Origin of the sequence: Pseudomonas sp. B5(2017) (genome assembly GCF_002112825.1) — a bacterium.
GTDB classification, from domain to species: Bacteria; Pseudomonadota; Gammaproteobacteria; order Pseudomonadales; family Pseudomonadaceae; genus Aquipseudomonas; species Aquipseudomonas putida_Z.
Map to the genome: position 1 here is coordinate 273,633 of NZ_NEIR01000002.1, position 17,978 is coordinate 291,610.

The 17,978-nt window shown below is 63.2% G+C and carries 14 protein-coding genes, 2 tRNA genes and 1 pseudogene; 13 read left to right on the forward strand and 4 right to left on the reverse strand.

Translation table 11 applies throughout. The annotated features are described in order from the left end of the window. Nucleotides 1-47 precede the first annotated feature (47 nt). From hflK to CAG00_RS29250, 6 genes and pseudogenes are all read left to right on the forward strand, one after another. Complete coding sequence (gene hflK / locus CAG00_RS03920; RefSeq protein ID WP_025340824.1) at nt 48-1,229, forward strand: FtsH protease activity modulator HflK; 1,182 nt, start codon at nt 48-50, stop codon at nt 1,227-1,229. Continuing rightward, the gene (gene hflC / locus CAG00_RS03925; protein ID WP_013974432.1) at nt 1,229-2,098 is read left to right on the forward strand and encodes a protease modulator HflC; all 870 of its coding nucleotides are present in this window, start codon (nt 1,229-1,231) and stop codon (nt 2,096-2,098) included. Before hflK ends, hflC begins: the two co-directional genes overlap by 1 nt. A 301-nt stretch (nt 2,099-2,399) precedes the next feature. Beyond that, a complete protein-coding gene (locus CAG00_RS03930; protein WP_013974431.1) occupies nt 2,400-3,587 on the forward strand; it encodes an ATP phosphoribosyltransferase regulatory subunit in 1,188 nt (395 codons plus the stop codon). A 56-nt stretch (nt 3,588-3,643) separates the two neighbouring features. Then, nucleotides 3,644-4,936: an adenylosuccinate synthase gene (locus CAG00_RS03935; RefSeq protein ID WP_061550605.1), complete on the forward strand. Its 1,293-nt coding sequence runs from the start codon at nt 3,644-3,646 to the stop codon at nt 4,934-4,936. Between the two features lie 1,184 nt (nt 4,937-6,120). After that, nucleotides 6,121-6,261, forward strand: a pseudogene (locus CAG00_RS29245) (hypothetical protein); the annotation flags it as partial. A 201-nt stretch (nt 6,262-6,462) separates the two neighbouring features. Then, nucleotides 6,463-7,167, forward strand: coding sequence for a methyl-accepting chemotaxis protein (locus CAG00_RS29250; RefSeq protein ID WP_371053067.1), 705 nt, complete (start codon nt 6,463-6,465; stop codon nt 7,165-7,167). 176 nt (nt 7,168-7,343) lie between these two features. Here CAG00_RS29250 and CAG00_RS03955 read toward each other — a convergent pair whose 3' ends face one another. The 4 genes from CAG00_RS03955 to CAG00_RS03970 form a co-directional block, all read right to left on the reverse strand. Further along, nucleotides 7,344-8,909 carry an iron ABC transporter permease gene (locus tag CAG00_RS03955; protein ID WP_085663543.1) on the reverse strand — a complete coding sequence of 522 codons (1,566 nt, stop codon included), beginning with the start codon at nt 8,907-8,909 and terminating at the stop codon, nt 7,344-7,346. Next, the gene (locus CAG00_RS03960; protein WP_085663544.1) at nt 8,909-9,922 is read right to left on the reverse strand and encodes an extracellular solute-binding protein; all 1,014 of its coding nucleotides are present in this window, start codon (nt 9,920-9,922) and stop codon (nt 8,909-8,911) included. Before CAG00_RS03960 ends, CAG00_RS03955 begins: the two co-directional genes overlap by 1 nt. A 313-nt stretch (nt 9,923-10,235) precedes the next feature. After that, nucleotides 10,236-10,322, reverse strand: a tRNA-Leu gene (locus CAG00_RS03965). Nucleotides 10,323-10,410: 88 nt separating this feature from the next. After that, nucleotides 10,411-10,497 (reverse strand) — tRNA-Leu (locus tag CAG00_RS03970). 271 nt (nt 10,498-10,768) lie between these two features. Between CAG00_RS03970 and rnr the strand changes: the two genes are divergently transcribed. The 7 genes from rnr (at nt 10,769) to dnaB (ending at nt 17,955) form a co-directional block, all read left to right on the forward strand. Further along, on the forward strand, nt 10,769-13,345 hold the full coding sequence (rnr, locus tag CAG00_RS03975) for a ribonuclease R (RefSeq protein WP_025340822.1): 2,577 nt from the start codon (nt 10,769-10,771) through the stop codon (nt 13,343-13,345). Next, nucleotides 13,342-14,088, forward strand: coding sequence for a 23S rRNA (guanosine(2251)-2'-O)-methyltransferase RlmB (gene rlmB / locus CAG00_RS03980; RefSeq protein ID WP_085663545.1), 747 nt, complete (start codon nt 13,342-13,344; stop codon nt 14,086-14,088). The genes rnr and rlmB overlap by 4 nt, the downstream gene beginning before the upstream one ends. Nucleotides 14,089-14,395: 307 nt before the next feature. After that, nucleotides 14,396-14,821, forward strand: coding sequence for a 30S ribosomal protein S6 (gene rpsF / locus CAG00_RS03985; RefSeq protein ID WP_013974420.1), 426 nt, complete (start codon nt 14,396-14,398; stop codon nt 14,819-14,821). A gap of 28 nt (nt 14,822-14,849) precedes the next feature. Then, nucleotides 14,850-15,080 (forward strand): 30S ribosomal protein S18, encoded by a 231-nt coding sequence (gene rpsR, locus CAG00_RS03990; RefSeq protein WP_003249563.1) that lies wholly within the window; start codon nt 14,850-14,852, stop codon nt 15,078-15,080. Nucleotides 15,081-15,113: 33 nt separating this feature from the next. Further along, a complete protein-coding gene (locus tag CAG00_RS03995; protein WP_003259010.1) occupies nt 15,114-15,977 on the forward strand; it encodes a hypothetical protein in 864 nt (287 codons plus the stop codon). 20 nt (nt 15,978-15,997) lie between these two features. Further along, entirely contained in the window at nt 15,998-16,444 is a 447-nt protein-coding gene (gene rplI / locus CAG00_RS04000) for a 50S ribosomal protein L9 (RefSeq protein ID WP_003249568.1), read from the forward strand. Nucleotides 16,445-16,557: 113 nt separating this feature from the next. After that, nucleotides 16,558-17,955 carry a replicative DNA helicase gene (dnaB, locus tag CAG00_RS04005; RefSeq protein WP_009681285.1) on the forward strand — a complete coding sequence of 466 codons (1,398 nt, stop codon included), beginning with the start codon at nt 16,558-16,560 and terminating at the stop codon, nt 17,953-17,955. Nucleotides 17,956-17,978 lie beyond the last annotated feature (23 nt).

Genomic DNA, 17,978 nt, shown 5'->3' on the forward strand with positions numbered 1-17,978 from the left:
GACGGCGCGCCGTGGGCGCGTCTTTGCTTTATCAGATGGAGAGCGCTATGGCTTGGAACGAGCCGGGTGGCAACTCGAACAATCAGGATCCCTGGGGCGGTCGCCGGAATGGCGGTGGCGGCGGTGGTGACAAGAAAGGTCCACCGGACCTGGACGAGGCCTTCCGCAAATTGCAGGACAGCCTGAACGGCATGTTCGGCAGTGGCAAGAAACGTGGCGGCGGTGACCGCAATGTCGGCAAGGGCGGTGGCCTGGGCCTGCTGGGCATCGGCCTGGCGGTGCTGGCTGCTATCTGGCTGTACAGCGCCGTGTACGTGGTCGACGAGCAGGAGCAGGCCGTGGTGCTGCGCTTCGGCAAGTACTATGAGACGGTCGGTCCCGGCCTGAACATCTACTTCCCGCCGATCGATCGCAAGTACATGGAGAACGTCACGCGCGAGCGTGCCTACACCAAGCAGGGCCAGATGCTGACCGAAGACGAGAACATCGTCGAGGTACCGCTGACCGTCCAGTACAAGATCAGCAACCTGCAGGACTTCGTGCTCAACGTCGACCAGCCTGAGGTCAGCCTGCAGCATGCGACCGACAGTGCCTTGCGCCACGTGGTGGGTTCCACCTCGATGGACCAGGTGCTGACCGAAGGCCGCGAGCAGATGGCCGTGGATATCCGCGAGCGCCTGCAGCGCTTCCTCGACACCTACCGCACCGGTATCAGCGTTACCCAGGTCAACGTGCAGAGCGCGGCAGCCCCGCGTGAAGTGCAGGAAGCCTTCGACGACGTGATCCGTGCCCGCGAAGACGAGCAGCGTGCCCGCAACCAGGCCGAGTCCTACGCCAATGGCGTGGTGCCGGAAGCCCGTGGTCAGGCCCAGCGCATCATTGAGGACGCCAACGGTTACCGCGACGAAGTCATCGCCCGCGCCAAGGGTGAGGCCGACCGCTTCACCAAGCTGGTCGCCGAGTACCGCAAGGCACCTGACGTGACCCGTCAGCGTCTGTACCTGGAGACCATGCAAGAGGTCTACAGCAATTCGAGCAAGGTCATGGTGGCGACCAAGGACGGGCAGAACAACCTGCTCTACCTGCCGCTGGACAAGATGGTCGAAGGCAGCCGCAACCCGTCCGCGCCGACCGCCAGCGTGTCGCCATCGGTCAACGATGCGGCCGCGCGTGCGGCGCAGGACCTGCAACAGCAACAGCAGCCGCTGCGCACTAGGGAGAGCCGCTGATGAGCAACAGATCGCTGATCGCCCTGATCGCCGCCGTGGTCCTGGCCATCGTGGCCTGGAACAGCTTCTACATCGTGTCCCAGACCGAACGTGCGGTACTGCTGCGCTTCGGTAAGGTGGTCCAGGCGGATGTCCAGCCGGGCATGCACGTGAAGATTCCGTACGTGAACCAGGTGCGCAAGTTCGACGCCCGCCTGATGACCCTCGACGCCCCGACCCAGCGGTTCCTGACCCTGGAGAAGAAAGCGGTGATGGTCGACGCCTACGCCAAGTGGCGCGTCAAGGACGCCGAACGCTTCTACACCGCCACGTCCGGCATGAAGCAGATCGCCGACGAGCGTCTGTCGCGTCGTCTGGAAAGCGGCCTGCGTGACCAGTTCGGTAAACGTACCCTGCACGAAGTGGTTTCCGGTGAACGTGACGCGCTGATGGCTGACATCACTGCTTCGCTGAACCGCATGGCCGCCAAGGAGCTGGGTATCGAGGTGGTCGACGTGCGCGTCAAGGCCATCGACCTGCCGAAGGAAGTCAACCGCAGCGTGTTCGACCGCATGAGCACCGAGCGTGAGCGTGAAGCCCGCGAGCACCGCGCCAAGGGTAACGAGCTGGCTGAAGGTATCCGTGCCGATGCCGACCGTCAGCGCCGCGTATTGCTGGCTGAGGCCTATCGCGAAGCAGAGGAAACCCGCGGTGACGGCGACGCCCAGGCGGCCGCCATCTACGCCAAGGCCTACACCCAGGACGCTGATTTCTATGCGTTCTACCGTAGCCTGCAGGCGTACCGCGAGAGCTTCTCGAGCAAGAGCGACGTGCTGGTCCTGGACCCGAAGAACGAGTTCTTCCGCTTCCTGGACAAGAGCAGGCCGTGATGCTCAGGCCCTGATTTTCATGCAGCGGCGCCCCGCCTGGCAGCTAAAACACCAGGCGGGGTGCATCCTGAATGAAAAGGGGTGTATGATGAGGCAGCCGGGAAATTTCCCGGCTTTTTTGCGTCTGCAAGGTTGATTGGCAAACCGCCAGTTGACGGTTTGGTCAGGTCGCAAGGCAATTCGAGGGTGTCGGGTACGGTGGCTGCGCTGGGATCAGTGCTGCCCGCTGCTGTGCGCGATACCGGCTTTACTGACGGCTAGCCTGCTGGCAAGCCGCCCGGACCAGAGGGGAAATGGCGTAATGGCAACGGTAGACCGCTGGCTGCTGCCAGATGGCATCGAGGAAGTACTGCCACCTGAGGCTGCGCGTATCGAGATCGCGCGCCGCCAGGTGTTGGACCTGTTCCAGAGTTGGGGCTACGAACTGGTCGTCACCCCGCATATCGAGTACCTGGAGTCGCTGCTCACCGGCGCCGGCCAGGACCTGGATCAGCGCACCTTCAAGGTAGTGGACCCGCAGTCCGGCCGCCTGATGGGCTTCCGCGCCGACTTCACCCCGCAGGTGGCACGTATCGACGCCCACACCCTGCGCCGTGAAGGCCCGAGCCGCCTGTGCTATGCCGGCAGCGTGCTGCACGCCCAGCCGCGTGCCCTGTCCACCTCGCGCAGCCCGATCCAGCTGGGTGCCGAGCTGTACGGCGACGCCAGCCCCACCAGCGATGTCGAAGTCATCAGCCTGATGCTCGCCACGCTGCAACTGACCGATGTGCCGGATGTGCACATGGACCTCGGCCACGTCGGTATCTACCGAGGCCTGGCTCGTGCTGCCGGCCTGTCCGGTGCGGTCGAGCAGCAGCTGTTCGACGCCCTGCAGCGCAAGGCCGTGGATGAAGTTCAGGTGCTGACCGCCGACCTGCCGAAGGACCTGGGCAACATGCTGCGCGCGCTGGTCGAGCTGTGCGGTGGCCGCGAAGTGCTGGCCGAAGCCCGCGTGCGCCTGGGCCGTGCCCCGGCCAGCGTGCTGGCGGCGCTGGACGACCTGCTGGCGATCGCCGATCGCCTGGCGTCGCGCTTCCCGGACCTGCCGCTGTACTTCGACCTCGGCGAGCTGCGCGGTTACCACTATCACACTGGCGTGGTGTTCGCCGTGTTCGTGCCGGGCGAAGGTCAATCGATCGCCCAGGGCGGGCGCTATGACGACATCGGCGCCGACTTCGGCCGGGCTCGCCCGGCCACCGGTTTCTCCACGGATTTGAAGACCCTGGTCACACTGGGGCGAGCGGAGGTCGTATTGCCAACTGGCGGCATCTGGATGCCGGACAGTGGCGACGCGGCCCTCTGGCAGCAAGTCTGCCAGTTGCGCAACGAGGGCCAGCGTGTGGTCCAGGCTCTGCCTGGCCAGCCGTTGAGTGCTGCTCTCGAGGCGGATTGTGATCGGCAATTGATTCAGCAAGACGGGCGCTGGCAGGTTCTGCCGCTGGCCCAGTGAGTTTCTGCGCCGGCAGTAGGCCGGCAACCAAGTTTGCGTGAATGAGGACCAATGTAATGGGTAAGAATGTCGTCGTCCTGGGCACCCAGTGGGGTGATGAGGGCAAAGGCAAGATCGTCGATCTGCTGACCGAACATGCTGCCGCCGTAGTGCGCTACCAGGGTGGCCACAACGCGGGTCACACCCTGGTGATCAACGGTGAAAAGACCGTTCTGCACCTGATTCCGTCCGGTATCCTGCGTGAAGGCGTACAGTGCCTGATCGGCAACGGCGTGGTCGTTGCCCCGGATGCCCTGATGCGTGAAATCACCAAGCTGGAAGAGAAGGGCGTGCCGGTGCGCGAGCGCCTGCGCATCAGCCCGGCTGCGCCGCTGATCCTGTCGTACCACGTTGCCCTGGACCAGGCCCGCGAAAAAGCCCGTGGCGAAGCCAAGATCGGCACCACCGGCCGTGGTATCGGCCCAGCCTACGAAGACAAGGTCGCACGCCGCGGCCTGCGCGTGGGCGACCTGTTCCACCGCGAGCGTTTCGCCGCCAAGCTGGGTGAGCTGCTGGACTACCACAACTTCCAGCTGGTGAACTACTACAAAGAGCCGGCCATCGACTTCCAGCAGACCCTGGACGAATGCATGGCCTACGCCGAGCAGCTCAAGCCGATGATGCTCGACGTCACCGCCGAGCTGCACAACCTGCGTCGCGCTGGCAAGGACATCATGTTCGAAGGTGCCCAGGGCTCGCTGCTGGACATCGACCACGGTACCTACCCGTACGTCACCAGCTCCAACACCACCGCTGGCGGCATCTCCACCGGTTCTGGCGTTGGCCCGATGTACCTGGACTACATCCTGGGTATCACCAAGGCCTACACCACTCGCGTAGGTTCCGGTCCGTTCCCGACCGAACTGTTCGACGAGACTGGCGCTACCCTGGCCAAGCGTGGCCATGAGTTCGGCTCCACCACCGGCCGTGCGCGCCGTTGCGGCTGGTTCGATGCCGTGATCCTGCGCCGCGCCATCGACGTCAACAGCATTTCGGGCATCTGCCTGACCAAGCTGGACGTGCTGGATGGCCTGGAAACCATCAACATCTGCGTTGGCTACAAGAACGAGAACGGTGCCGTCATCGACGCGCCTTCCGATGCCGACAGCTACATCGGCCTGGAGCCGGTGTACGAAGAGATGCCAGGCTGGAGCGAGTCGACCCTGGGCGTGAAAACCCTGGAAGATCTGCCAGCCAACGCTCGCGCCTACATCAAGCGCATCGAAGCGCTGATCGGCGCGCCGATCGACATCATCTCCACCGGCCCGGACCGCAACGAGACCATCGTTCTGCGTCATCCGTTCGCCTGATCTGCCTTCCAGGCTGATCTGACGCCGTGGCCCTGAAAGGGGCTGCGGCGTTTTCATTTGTGGGGTATGCCTGTCCCGGCCCTATCGCCGGCAAGCCAGCTCCCACAGGTACACCACAGGCCTCAAGACATGTGGAGTACCTGTGGGAGCGGGCAAGCCCGCGAAGAGGCCAGTACAGGAAAACCCATTGCTGAACCTTGGCACTTATCCCTGCTGACCCCGGCACAACCCTTGCTGTAAGAAGTTTCTGAAGATGCCATCAAAATAGTGGCGCCAGAAAACACGAGGGTTACACCGTGTCTGCCATCCTCTCACTGTTACGAAGCCGCCTTTTGCGGCCTGTGTTTGTTGCCCTTGGTATCGCTCTTTTGGTGCAGGTGCTGGTCGCCGTTGCGCTTACCCGAAGCACGGTCACCGCCTTGGAAGCCGACCTGGGCGAACGCCTGGGCAATGACAGCCGCCAGCTCGCCAGTGAGCTGGAGCAAGCCGGGCAAGACGTGCGCTCAGGCCTCGACGGCCTCTCCAGCAGCACCCGCCAGCGCCTTAGCGCAGGTTTGTCGGCGCGCCTGCAAAGCGAGCAGCAGCAGCTGCGCAGCACGTTGGAAAAGAACCTCAAGGACTCCGCCAACGATATGGCCGAGCTGCTGGCGTCGGTCGCACCGCGGGCGATATGGGACAACGACGTGCCGGTGCTCTCCGACTTCGCCCGGCGCGCCCAGCGCAACCCTAACGTGCTGTTCGTGGTCTACGACGACGCCCAGGGCCAGCACCTGACTCGCTACCTGAACCGGCAAAACCCGATCAACCAGGCATTGATGGACAAGGGCCAGGGCGAACGTGCGCTGGACAAGGTGATCGACGCGGCCCGGCGCGACCCGGCGGTGTACTTCGTCGAGGCCTCGATCAACCCCAATGGTGCAGAAATCGGCAAGGTGGTGATGGGCGTTTCCACCGCCGGCATCGACCAGGAGCTCAAGGCCCTCGACCAGCGCTTCGCCGCACTGATCGCCAGCGGCGAGCAACTGGTCGGCGACAGCCTGGTCGGTGCTGCAGCCGACAGTGGCAAGACCTTGCGCGAGCGCCTGGAAAAGGCGCAGGGCAGCGCAGCCGCGATGCAGGCCAATACCGCACAGACCGTGCGCGATGCTGCCGCCGAACTGCGCTGGCGCATCGGCCTGGGCCTGATGCTGGTCGGCCTGGGTGTGCTGGTGGTGGTGGCTGTGGTGCTTGGTCGCCGGGTGCTGAGCAAGTTGCGCCTGCTGATTGCCGCCCTCGATGACCTGGCGGCTGGTGAAGGCGACCTGACCAAGCGTGTGCCCCTCGACAGCCGCGACGAAATTGGCGACATGGCTTCGGCGGTGAACCGCTTTGTCGACAAGCTGCAACCCATCGTGCGCGAGGCGGGCGAGGTGGCGCAGCGCACCGGCGTTGAGATTGGCGCGATGGCCCAGCGCAATGCCGGTGCCGATGCTGCCGCTGCACTGCAACGCGACGAAGTGGCGGCCAGCCTGCGCGACCTGTCGAGCATGGCCGACGAGGCCCAGGCTGAAAGCCACGCGATGCAGGCAGCCCTGCAGCAGGTGGTGGATATCCGCCAGGCAACTGACGAGAACAGCCGCACATCGACCCAGCTAGCCGGTCTGATCGAGAACCTGGCTGGGCAGGTGGAGGCCGGCTCCCAGGTGATCGAGCGCCTGGCCAAGCAGAGCGAGCAGATCGAAGTGGTGCTGACGGTTATCCACGGCATCGCCGAACAGACCAACCTGCTGGCCTTGAACGCGGCCATCGAAGCCGCCCGTGCTGGCGAAACCGGGCGCGGGTTTGCCGTGGTGGCCGATGAGGTGCGGGCGTTGGCGAGCAAGACGCAAAGTTCCACGGGCGATATCCAGGCGCATATCGCCGCGCTGCAGAAGGGGGCCAAGGAGGCCGTGGCCACCATCAGCCAGGCCGGGCTCAAGGCCAGCGAAGGGCTGCTGGTGCTGCGTGACAACGAGCGCCGCCAGCAGTCGGTGCAGGCAGCGGTGGAGCAGGTGCACGCGGCCATCGGCCTGGCCACCCGGGCGGCCGAGCAGCAGGCGAGCGGGGCGCAGGCAGTGCGTGGACGGGTGGAAACCATACACGCCCAGGCCGAACGCTCGGCCGAGGTGGTGATGCAGACCACCGCCAGCAGCAAGGTGCTGGATGACCTGGCGGCACAGCTGCGTGCCAGCCTGGGGCAATTCAGAGCCTGACCCGATCATTGTGGGAGCGGGCGTGCCCGCGAAGCAGGCGACACGGTGGATGGCACCGGCTTCGCCGGTGTTCGCGGGCATGCCCGCTCCCACATCGATCGCGACACAGAGCCCTTGCCTCTGTGGGCAGCAGGGCTGCGCGGTATCTGTGGGAGCGGGCAAGCCCGCGAAGAAGGTTACGCCTTGTTCAGATACATCCGCGTAGTCAGCAGATACACTGGCAACCCCGAAACCACAATCAACAACGCCGCATAAGGCGCTGCCGCCGCGAACTCGACGTTGGCCGTGTGCGCCCACACCTCGGTGGCCAGGGTGGTCATGCCGGTCGGGCTGAGCAGCAAGGTAGCTGTCAGTTCCTTCATGGCATCCAGGAACACCAGGGCAAAGGCTGCCGCCATGGCCGGGAAGATGATCGGCAGGGTCACCCGGCAGAACGCGGCAAAGCTGCTCGCGCCCAAGGTCCGTGCCGCTTCCTCCAGGGTAGGTGAAGCCTTGTTCAGTGCGGTGCGCACCGGCGACTGCGCCAGCGGCAGGAACAGCAGCGCATAGGCCAGCAGCAACAGTGCCGTGGTCTGGTACAGCGCCGGCACGTAATGCAGGGCGAAGAATACCAGGGTCAGGGCAATCACCAGGCCGGGCAGGGCGTGCAACAGGTATGGCAGGCGCTCGGCCCAAATTGCCAGGCGGCCCTTGTAGCGCACCACCAGGAAGCTGATTGGCAGGGCTAGCAACACGCAGAAACCGGCCCCCCCCAGCGACACCGACAATGAGGTGAACAGCGCCTTGGAAATGGCTGCCACAGGGAATGCCGCCGATGAACCCACGCTCAACCAGTAGCCGAGCATGGCCAGCGGAATACCGCTGCCCAACACCGCCAGGCCCACGCAGAACAGTTGCGCCAGCACTGCCCAGCCACGCAGCCGCACCGGTTGTGCTCGCCGCGCCACACCCTGGCCGATGCGCACATGACGGGCTTTGCCGCGTACCCGCAGTTCAAGCCACAGCATCACCAGGCACATCGCCAACAGTACGGCGGACAGCATGGCCGCGTTGGCATTGCTGAACTCCAGTTCGAACTGCTGGTAAATCGCCGTGGTGAAGGTTTGCAAGCCGAGGATCGACAAGGCGCCGAACTCCACCAGCATGTGCAGGGCGATCAGCAGTGCGCCGCCCAGCATCGATGGCCACAGCAGCGGCAGGGTGACCTTGATGAATACGCCCCAGCGGCTGCAGCCCAGCGTACGTGCCGATTCCTCCAGCGAGGTATCGAGGTTGCGCAGGGTCGCGGCTACCGGCAGGAACACCAGTGGGTACTTGGACAGGGCCATGACCATGATCGCCCCGCCCAGCCCTTCGAAGTCCGAGCTCAGCGACACCCAGGTGAAGCTGCTGACGAACGACGGCACGGCGAACGGCAGGCACAGCACCACGCCCCACAGCCGACGGCCGGCCAGGTTGCTGCGTTCAAGCAGCCAGGCCAGGGCCAGGCCGACCACCATGCAGGTCAGCGTCACCCCGACCATCAGCATCAGGGTGTTGCGCATCAGCCCCCAGACAAACGGCCGCCACAGCAGGTGCAGGGCTTCGCGCCAGCCGGCCTCCCAGGCTTTCATGGCAACGTACAGCAAAGGCAGCAAGCTCATCGCTACCAGGAACAGCACAGGCAGCACTACCCAGACGGAGGGGCGCTTGCGGCGCGGTACGAAGCGTACCGGCACCGGCTCGGACAGGACGGCAGTCATCAGAGCAGGCCGACCTCGCGCTCAAGCTCGATCGCTTCCTCGGCATTGCCCAGGTCGGCTGGTGAGATCTTCGGTGGGCGCAGGTCTTCGAACGGCTTCAGGCCACGGTCGGAGACCATGCCTTTGTGCAGCGGGTACTCGGCGGTGGTCTGGGTGATCACGCGCTGGCCTTCTTCGCTGGCCATCCAGTTGAGCAGGGCCTGGGCTTCTTTCGGGTGTTTGCTGGCCTTGACCACGGCTGCACCAGAAATGGTGACCAGGTTGCCGGCATCGCCATCGGCCAGGTAGTAGAGCTTGGTGTCCAGCTTGCCGCGCTCGCGCTCCAGCGCATACCAGTAATAGTTGTTCACCAGTACCGCAGCCACTTCGCCTTTTTCCACGGCTTTGAGGGCGACCATGTTGTTGGTGTAGGTCTTGCCGAATGCCTTCAGGCCGGTCAGCCATTCTTCGGTGGCTTCTCGCCCGTGCATTTTCAGGATGGCCACGGCCTGTTCCTGGAAGGCGCCGCTGGTGGGCACATAGCCGACACGGCCTTCCCACTCGGGGTTGGCAAAGTCCATCACTGTGGTCGGCAGGTCTTTCTCGTCGACCTTCTTCGGGTTGAACACGACGATGCGCGTACGGGCGGTAATGCCCATCCAGGTGCCGTTGGCGCCAACGTACTCCTTGGGCATCATGTTCGCGGTGGCGTCGTCGATCTTCGCCAGCAGGCCCAGTTCGCCCAGGTTGTTCAGGGGAGGGGACTCTTCGGTATAGATGATGTCGGCCGGCGAGCGTTCGCCTTCCTCGATGATCTGGCTGGCCAGCTGGTTGCTGCTGCCCTTGCGGATATCGATGTGGATGCCGGTCTTGGCCTCGTAGGCCTTGGCGATGGCCTCGCCGATTTCCTTGTGCTGACCGTTGTACATGGTCAGGGTGACCGGTGCGTCTGCCATGGCGGCCGGAGCGCCGATGACCAGGCTCAGCACGGCGGCGGCCAAGGTACGCATCAGCGGTTGCGGGCGGATCGTCATGCGGGTACTTCCTCGCTTACGGCTACATATTTGGAAACAATGGTAAACGAAATCGTTTCTCAAGTGGCCGGGTGACGAGAAATTCATGGTCAGACCATGGTGCAAGAGGCTGAAGGTGTGTTGGCTGTGCTGGCCTCTTCGCGGGTAAACCCGCTCCCACAGGGAAATCACAGGTCTTGAGGGGGGGAAATACCTGTGGGAGCGGCTTTAGCAGCGAAGAGGCCGGCACAGGTTTGCACCTATGACCGAAAGAGGAGGGATACAAAAATCGCAGGCAAGAAAAAACCCACTAGCAAGCTAGTGGGTTTTTGTATGGTGCCCAGGAGAAGACTCGAACTTCCACGACCGTTAAGTCACTGATACCTGAAACCAGCGCGTCTACCAATTCCGCCACCTGGGCAAAGCTTTACATCATCTGGAGAAGGCGACTATCGTTCGCTTTCACACAGTAGTAACAGATCCTTGGTCATCTGTTACTTGAAAATATTTGGTGCCCAGGAGAAGACTCGAACTTCCACGGCCGTTAAGCCACTGATACCTGAAACCAGCGCGTCTACCAATTCCGCCACCTGGGCACACATTCGAGATTACTTGATGCTTTACAGCGCCGCTCATCTCTACTACAACTTCGGGGTTGTCCGTCGTTGTGGTGCGCACTATACGGACGGTCCGGGGGGCTGTAAACCCCCCAAGCGAAAAAAATTTCAAAAAATTCAACTTGTTGATTCCGCAGGCCTATTCCTGCTCGCCGGAGGCGCCGGTGGGGCTGTCCAAGGCTGACATTTCCGGTTTCAATACGCCTATGCCAGAATTCATATCTATATACCCCAAGGTGAACCCCTTCTGATGGCCGATTGGCAATCCCTCGATCCCGAGGCCGCTCGCGAAGCGGAAAAATACGACAACCCCATTCCCAGCCGTGAGCTGATCCTGCAGCGCCTCGCCGACCGTGGCGAACCGGCCGCACGCGAGGAGCTGGCGGCCGAGTTCGGTCTTTACGACGAAGACCAGATCGAAGCCCTGCGCCGCCGACTGCGTGCAATGGAGCGCGATGGCCAGCTTATCTATACCCGGCGCGGCACTTATGCCCCGGTAGACAAGCTGGACCTGATCTGCGGCCGCGTCTCTGGTCACCGCGACGGCTTCGGCTTCCTTATTCCGGACGACGGCAGCGAAGATCTGTTCCTCAGCCCGTCGCAGATGCGACTGGTGTTCGACGGTGACCGCGGCCTGGCTCGCGTATCTGGCGTCGACCGCCGTGGCCGCCGTGAAGGCGTGCTGGTCGAAATCATCTCCCGTGCCCACGAAAGCGTGGTCGGCCGTTACTTCGAAGAAGGCGGTATCGGCTACGTGACCCCGGACAACCCGAAGATCCAGCAGGAAGTACTGGTCACTGCCGGGCGCAACGGCGGTGCCAAGATCGGCCAGTTCGTCGAGATCAAGATCACCCACTGGCCGACCCCGCGCTTCCAGCCGCAAGGCGATGTGGTCGAGGTCATCGGCAACTACATGGCGCCGGGCATGGAAATCGACGTTGCCCTGCGCAGCTACGATATCCCGCACGTCTGGCCCAAGGACGTGATCAAGGAAGCGCGCAAGTTCCGCTCCGAAGTCGAAGAGAAGGACAAGGAGAAGCGCGTCGACCTGCGCCACCTGCCGTTCGTCACCATCGACGGCGAGGACGCCCGTGACTTCGACGACGCCGTCTATTGCGAGCCGCTGGGCAAGCTGCGCCTGTTCTCCGGCGGCTGGCGCCTGTATGTGGCCATTGCCGACGTGTCCAGCTACGTGCGCCTGGGTTCGGCCCTGGACGTCGAGGCCCAGCAGCGCGGCAACTCGGTGTACTTCCCCGAGCGCGTGGTGCCGATGCTCCCTGAAGAGCTGTCCAACGGCCTGTGCTCGCTGAACCCGCATGTCGATCGCCTGGCCATGGTCTGTGAAATGACCATGAACAAAGCCGGCCAGATGGTCGACTACCAGTTCTACGAAGGCGTCATCCACTCCCACGCCCGCCTGACCTACAACAAGGTCAGCAGCATGCTCGAGCACTCCCGCACCCGTGAGGGCAAGGCGCTGCGCGAGGAGTACAAGGCAGTCGTGCCGGACCTGAAGAACCTGTACAACCTGTACAAGGTGCTGGTGGAGGCCCGTCACACCCGTGGCGCGATCGACTTCGAGACCCAGGAAACCCGCATCATCTTCGGTGACGAGCGCAAGATCGCGGAAATCCGCCCGACCGTGCGCAACGACGCCCACAAGCTGATCGAGGAATGCATGCTGGCGGCCAACGTGGCCACCGCCGAGTTCCTGCAGAAGCATGGCGTGCCGGCCCTGTACCGCGTGCATGACGGCCCGCCGCCGGAGCGTCTGGAAAAGCTGCGCGCCTTCCTGGGCGAACTGGGCCTGACCCTGCACAAGGGCAAGGACCCGTCGCCGAAGGATTACCAGGCACTGCTGGCGAGCATCGCCGGGCGCCCGGACTTCCACCTGATCCAGACCGTGATGCTGCGTTCGTTGAGCCAGGCGGTGTACAGCACCGACAACAACGGCCACTTCGGCCTGAACTACGAGGCGTACACCCACTTCACCTCGCCGATCCGTCGCTACCCGGACCTGCTGGTGCACCGCGCCATCCGCAGCATCATCCGTTCCAGGGTCGAAACCCCGCACGTCAAGCGTGCCGGCGCCATGAGCATCCCCAAGGCGCGCATCTACCCGTACGACGAGAACACCCTCGAGCAGCTCGGCGAGCAGTGCTCGATGACCGAGCGCCGGGCCGATGAAGCTACCCGTGACGTGGTCAACTGGCTCAAGTGCGAGTTCATGAAGGACCGCGTGGGCGAGACCTTCCCGGGTGTGATCACCGCGGTGACCGGTTTCGGCCTGTTCGTCGAGCTGACCGATATCTATGTGGAAGGCCTGGTGCACGTCAGTGCGCTGCCGGGCGACTACTACCACTTCGACCCGGTGCACCACCGCCTGTCTGGCGAGCGTACCGGTCGCAGCTTCCGCCTGGGCGACACGATCGAGGTCAAGGTCATGCGCGTCGACCTGGACGAGCGCAAGATCGACTTCGAAGTGTCGGAAAAGACCCTCGCCGCCCCGATCGGCCGCAAGCAGCGTGGTGCCGCACCGGCTGCCGGCCAGGCCGAGCAGGCCCCGGTCGAGGCCAAGGCCACGCCGAAGCCGCGCAGCCGCAAGAGCGAGACCGCCGAGGCGTACTTCCCGAAAGACGCTGTGCAGCGTAACGCCGAAGTACGCAAGAGCCGCGAAATGAAGAAGGCGCTGATGAGCGAGGCGCGCAGTGGCGGCCATGCCAGCAGCAAGTCGGACAAGGGTGGCAAGGCCTCCGGCAAGCCGACCAAGCACCGTAAAGGCCCGTCGAAGTCCGGCGCGCCACGCAAGAGCAAGAGCAAGTCATGAGTCAGCTGGAAAAGATCTACGGCGTGCACGCCGTGCAGGCATTGCTGCAGCACCATCCGAAGCGGGTCAAGCAGATCTGGCTGTCGGAAGGGCGCAGCGAGCCGCGCCTGCAGGCGCTGCTGGCGCTGGCCGCGGAAAATCGCGTGGCGGTCGGCCAGGCCGAGCGCCGTGAGATGGATGCCTGGGTAGAGGGCGTGCATCAGGGTGTGGTCGCCGAGGTGAGCCCGAGCCAGGTCTGGGGCGAGTTGATGCTCGAGGAATTGCTCGAACGCACCGAAACACCCCCGCTGATCCTGGTGCTGGATGGCGTGACCGACCCGCACAACCTTGGCGCCTGCCTGCGTACCGCCGATGCCGCCGGTGCCACGGCAGTGGTGTTGCCCAAGGACAAGTCCGCAACCCTGACGCCGGTCGTGCGCAAGGTGGCCTGTGGCGCTGCGGAGGTGATCCCGCTGGTGGCCGTGACCAACCTGGCGCGCACCCTGGAAAAACTGCAGCAGCGTGGCCTGTGGGTGGTAGGTACCGCCGGCGAGGCCGAACAGGAAATCTACCAGCAGGACCTGACCGGGCCGCTGGTGATGATCATGGGCGCGGAAGGCAAGGGCATGCGCCGGCTGACCCGCGAGCATTGCGATTTCCTGGTGAAGTTGCCGATGGGCGGTAGTGTCAGCAGCCTGAACGTGTCGGTGGCGACTGGCGTGTGCCTGTTCGAGGCTGTGCGTCAGCGTCAGGCCAAGCGCTGATCTATAACCTGCGCCGGCCTCTTCGCGGGCGCGCCCGCTCCCACAGGTAATCTGCAATGCCAAAGGCAGCAGTTGATCTGTGGGAGCGGGCGTGCCCGCGAATCGGGCCTGACACATTCTGAATATTTTTCAGGCTGTTCAAATATTCACCAATCACCTTGCTTGTACGCCTCGCCTTCTCTACAATTGCGCCCCTTGCCGAGCTGGCAGGCGCGCATGTGCCTCCCCTCCGTGCAAGACATACAGTGTCATTCACTCCTTGTCTGACCAGATTCGCTGGCAGACTACTAACCCGTAAGGAGCATTCATGCGTCATTACGAAATCATCTTCCTGGTTCACCCGGACCAGAGCGAGCAAGTCGGCGGCATGGTTGAGCGTTACACCAAGCTGATCGAAGAAGATGGTGGCAAGATCCACCGCCTGGAAGACTGGGGCCGTCGTCAACTGGCCTACGCAATCAACAATGTTCACAAGGCTCACTACGTGATGCTGAACGTTGAGTGCACCGGCAAGGCCCTGGCCGAGCTGGAAGACAACTTCCGCTACAACGATGCCGTTATCCGTAACCTGGTCATCCGTCGCGACGAAGCCGTTACCGGCCAGTCCGAGATGCTGAAGGCTGAAGAAAACCGCAGCGAGCGCCGTGAGCGTCGTGAGCGTCCTGAGCATGCTGAATCCGCCGACGGCGACGACAGCAATGACAGCGACTCCAGCGATAACGCTGACGAGTAATCCACGGACCTTTAGAGGAGCCTATTAAATGGCACGTTTCTTCCGTCGTCGTAAATTCTGCCGCTTCACTGCTGAAGACGTGAAAGAGATCGACTTCAAAGATCTCAACACCCTGAAAGCTTACGTATCCGAAACCGGCAAGATCGTTCCAAGCCGTATCACCGGTACCAAAGCTCGTTATCAGCGTCAGCTGGCTACCGCTATCAAGCGCGCCCGCTTCCTGGCCCTGCTGCCCTACACCGACAGCCACGGCCGCTGAGACCGGGTCGTCGACAAGCAGTAAGGGATTAGCATGCGAGCGTTAGCAAGTTTCATCATGCGCGGTCGTGTGCAGGCCACCCTGGTGGTGGTCATCAGCGCGGTACTGCCGCTGCTGTTCTGGTTGAGTGCCGCTGCCGGCAGCCTTGTGCTGCTGCGGCGTGGGTTCAAGGATGCTACAACGGTCATCGCCGGCGGCCTGCTGGCCGGGCTGGCCGTGTGGGTCATGGGCGATCCCATCACCTTTCTGGTGATCGCGGGTGCCCTGGGCCTGGCTGCGCTGTTGCGCGCCGAGCATCCCTGGAGCCGGGTGTTGCTGGTCAGTGCCGTGTTCGCCGTGGCTTTCAGCCTCGTGCTCGATCTGGCGCTGGCGCAAACCTTCGATGTGCTGGCCAAGGCGTTTGCCGAAGCCATGCCGAAAATCGAGGGGCAACCGGTGCTCTCCGGTGAGCTGATCCGCCCTGTGCTGGTCGCTTCCACAGCAGTGACGGTGCAATTGTTCAGTGTGCTGGCCCTGGTGCTGGCGCGCTACTGGCAGGCAGCGTTGTACAACCCTGGAGGCTTCGGTCGCGAGTTTCGCGCCCTGAAGTTGCCGAAACAGACCATGGCGGTCTTGGTGGCAGTGATGGTGGTGGCCCCGTTCATCGGGCCGCAGTTCATCGTCCTGGCATCGGCCTCGAGCCTGGTACTGGTGCTGGCCGGCATCGCCTTGATGCACGGGCTGGTGGCGCAGGGGCGACTGGCCGGTTTCTGGCTGGTGGGCATGTACGTGACGTTGCCGCTGATCATGCAGCTGATTTATCCGTTGCTGGTGGTTTTGGCCATTGTCGACAGCCTGATTGATTTTCGCGGTCGCAAGTCCCCCAAGGGGAATGACTCCGCGAACGGTGAAGGTTAAAAGTTAAGAGGTTTTACCAAATGGAACTGATCCTGCTGGAAAAAGTCGCTAACCTGGGCAACCTGGGCGACAAAGTAAAAGTTAAGGCTGGTTACGGCCGTAACTTCCTGCTGCCATTCGGCAAGGCCACCGTTGCCAACGCCGCCAACCTGGCTGCGTTCGAAGAGCGTCGCGCCGAGCTGGAAAAAGCAGCTGCTGACAAGAAAGCTTCGGCTGAAAGCCGCGCTGCCCAACTGGCCGAGCTGGAAGTGACCATCACTGCCACCGCTGGCGACGAAGGCAAGCTGTTCGGTTCGATCGGCACCCACGACATCGCTGACGCCCTGACCGCCTCCGGCGTTGAAGTGGCCAAGGCTGAAGTTCGTCTGCCGAACGGCACCATCCGTCAGGTTGGCGAATACGACGTAGCCGTGCACCTGCACAGCGATGTTGAAGCCACCGTACGCGTGGTCGTCGTAGCTGCCTAAGCTGCGCTGACTGGCTGGCTCCTTGTGGGTCAGGCGGTTAACATCGGGCACGGTCCTGTTTTCGACAGGCCGTGCCCTTTGTCTTTTTCATCCTCCAGAATTCTTTCGTGGCCATGAACGAGATCACCACCTCCGAACAGCTAGACCTGCAAACCGCAGCCCTGAAGGTGCCGCCGCATTCCATCGAGGCCGAACAGGCCGTGCTCGGTGGCCTGATGCTGGACAACAATGCCTGGGAGCGGGTGCTGGACCAGGTATCGGATGGCGACTTCTACCGGCATGACCACCGCCTGATCTTCCGTGCCGTGCACAAGTTGGCCGACGCCAACCAGCCATTCGACGTGGTGACCCTGCACGAGCAGTTGGACAAGGAAGGCCTTTCTTCGCAAGTCGGTGGGTTGGCGTACCTGGCCGAGCTGGCCAAGAACACCCCGTCGGTAGCCAACATCAAGGCCTACGCCGCGATCATTCGCGAGCGCGCCACCCTGCGCCAGCTGATCAGCATCAGTACCGATATCGCCGACAACGCGTTCAACCCGCAAGGGCGCAACGCCGAAGAGATTCTCGACGACGCCGAGCGGCAGATCTTCCAGATCGCCGAGGCCCGCCCGAAAACCGGCGGCCCGGTGGGGGTCAACGAACTGTTGACCATGGCCATCGACCGTATCGACACGCTGTTCAACTCCGACAGTGACATCACCGGTGTGTCCACCGGCTTTACCGACCTCGACGAGAAGACCAGTGGCCTGCAGGCTGCCGACCTGATCATCGTCGCTGGCCGTCCGTCGATGGGTAAGACCACCTTCGCCATGAACCTGGTGGAAAACGCCGTACTGCGTACCGACAAGGCGGTGCTGGTGTTCTCCCTCGAGATGCCAGGTGAATCGCTGATCATGCGTATGCTCTCGTCCCTGGGCCGTATCGACCAGACCAAGGTGCGTTCCGGCCAGCTGGACGACGACGACTGGCCGCGCCTGACCTCGGCGGTGAATCTGCTCAACGACCGCAAGCTGTTCATCGACGATACCGCCGGCATCAGCCCCTCGGAAATGCGCGCCCGTACCCGCCGCCTGGCCCGTGAGCATGGCGAAATCGCCATGATCATGGTCGACTACCTGCAGCTGATGCAGATCCCGGGTTCGGCCGGCGACAACCGGACCAACGAAATTTCCGAGATCTCCCGCTCGCTCAAGGCCCTGGCCAAGGAATTCAACTGCCCGGTCATCGCCCTGTCGCAGCTGAACCGCTCCCTGGAGCAGCGCCCGAACAAACGCCCGGTGAACTCCGACTTGCGTGAATCCGGTGCGATCGAGCAGGACGCCGACGTGATCATGTTCGTGTACCGCGACGAGGTGTACCACCCCGAGACCGAGCACAAGGGCGTGGCGGAAATCATCATCGGTAAACAGCGTAACGGCCCCATCGGCTTCGTGCGCCTGGCGTTCATCGGCAAGTACACCCGCTTCGAGAACCTTGCGCCGGGCATGTACAACTTCGACGACGACGAATAAGCCACCGGCCTCATCGCCGGCAA

Bases quoted from the DNA above. Each gene is read 5' to 3' on its own strand.
- CAG00_RS03960 (WP_085663544.1), bottom strand. From the start codon at position 9,922: ATGACGATCCGCCCGCAACCGCTGATGCGTACCTTGGCCGCCGCCGTG.
- rpsF (WP_013974420.1), top strand. From the start codon at position 14,396: ATGCGTCATTACGAAATCATCTTCCTGGTTCACCCGGACCAGAGCGAG.
- CAG00_RS03935 (WP_061550605.1), top strand. From the start codon at position 3,644: ATGGGTAAGAATGTCGTCGTCCTGGGCACCCAGTGGGGTGATGAGGGC.
- rlmB (WP_085663545.1), top strand. From the start codon at position 13,342: ATGAGTCAGCTGGAAAAGATCTACGGCGTGCACGCCGTGCAGGCATTG.
- CAG00_RS03955 (WP_085663543.1), bottom strand. From the start codon at position 8,909: ATGACTGCCGTCCTGTCCGAGCCGGTGCCGGTACGCTTCGTACCGCGC.
- rplI (WP_003249568.1), top strand. From the start codon at position 15,998: ATGGAACTGATCCTGCTGGAAAAAGTCGCTAACCTGGGCAACCTGGGC.
- hflC (WP_013974432.1), top strand. From the start codon at position 1,229: ATGAGCAACAGATCGCTGATCGCCCTGATCGCCGCCGTGGTCCTGGCC.
- CAG00_RS29250 (WP_371053067.1), top strand. From the start codon at position 6,463: ATGGCCGACGAGGCCCAGGCTGAAAGCCACGCGATGCAGGCAGCCCTG.
- CAG00_RS03930 (WP_013974431.1), top strand. From the start codon at position 2,400: ATGGCAACGGTAGACCGCTGGCTGCTGCCAGATGGCATCGAGGAAGTA.
- rnr (WP_025340822.1), top strand. From the start codon at position 10,769: ATGGCCGATTGGCAATCCCTCGATCCCGAGGCCGCTCGCGAAGCGGAA.
- rpsR (WP_003249563.1), top strand. From the start codon at position 14,850: ATGGCACGTTTCTTCCGTCGTCGTAAATTCTGCCGCTTCACTGCTGAA.
- dnaB (WP_009681285.1), top strand. From the start codon at position 16,558: ATGAACGAGATCACCACCTCCGAACAGCTAGACCTGCAAACCGCAGCC.
- CAG00_RS03995 (WP_003259010.1), top strand. From the start codon at position 15,114: ATGCGAGCGTTAGCAAGTTTCATCATGCGCGGTCGTGTGCAGGCCACC.
- hflK (WP_025340824.1), top strand. From the start codon at position 48: ATGGCTTGGAACGAGCCGGGTGGCAACTCGAACAATCAGGATCCCTGG.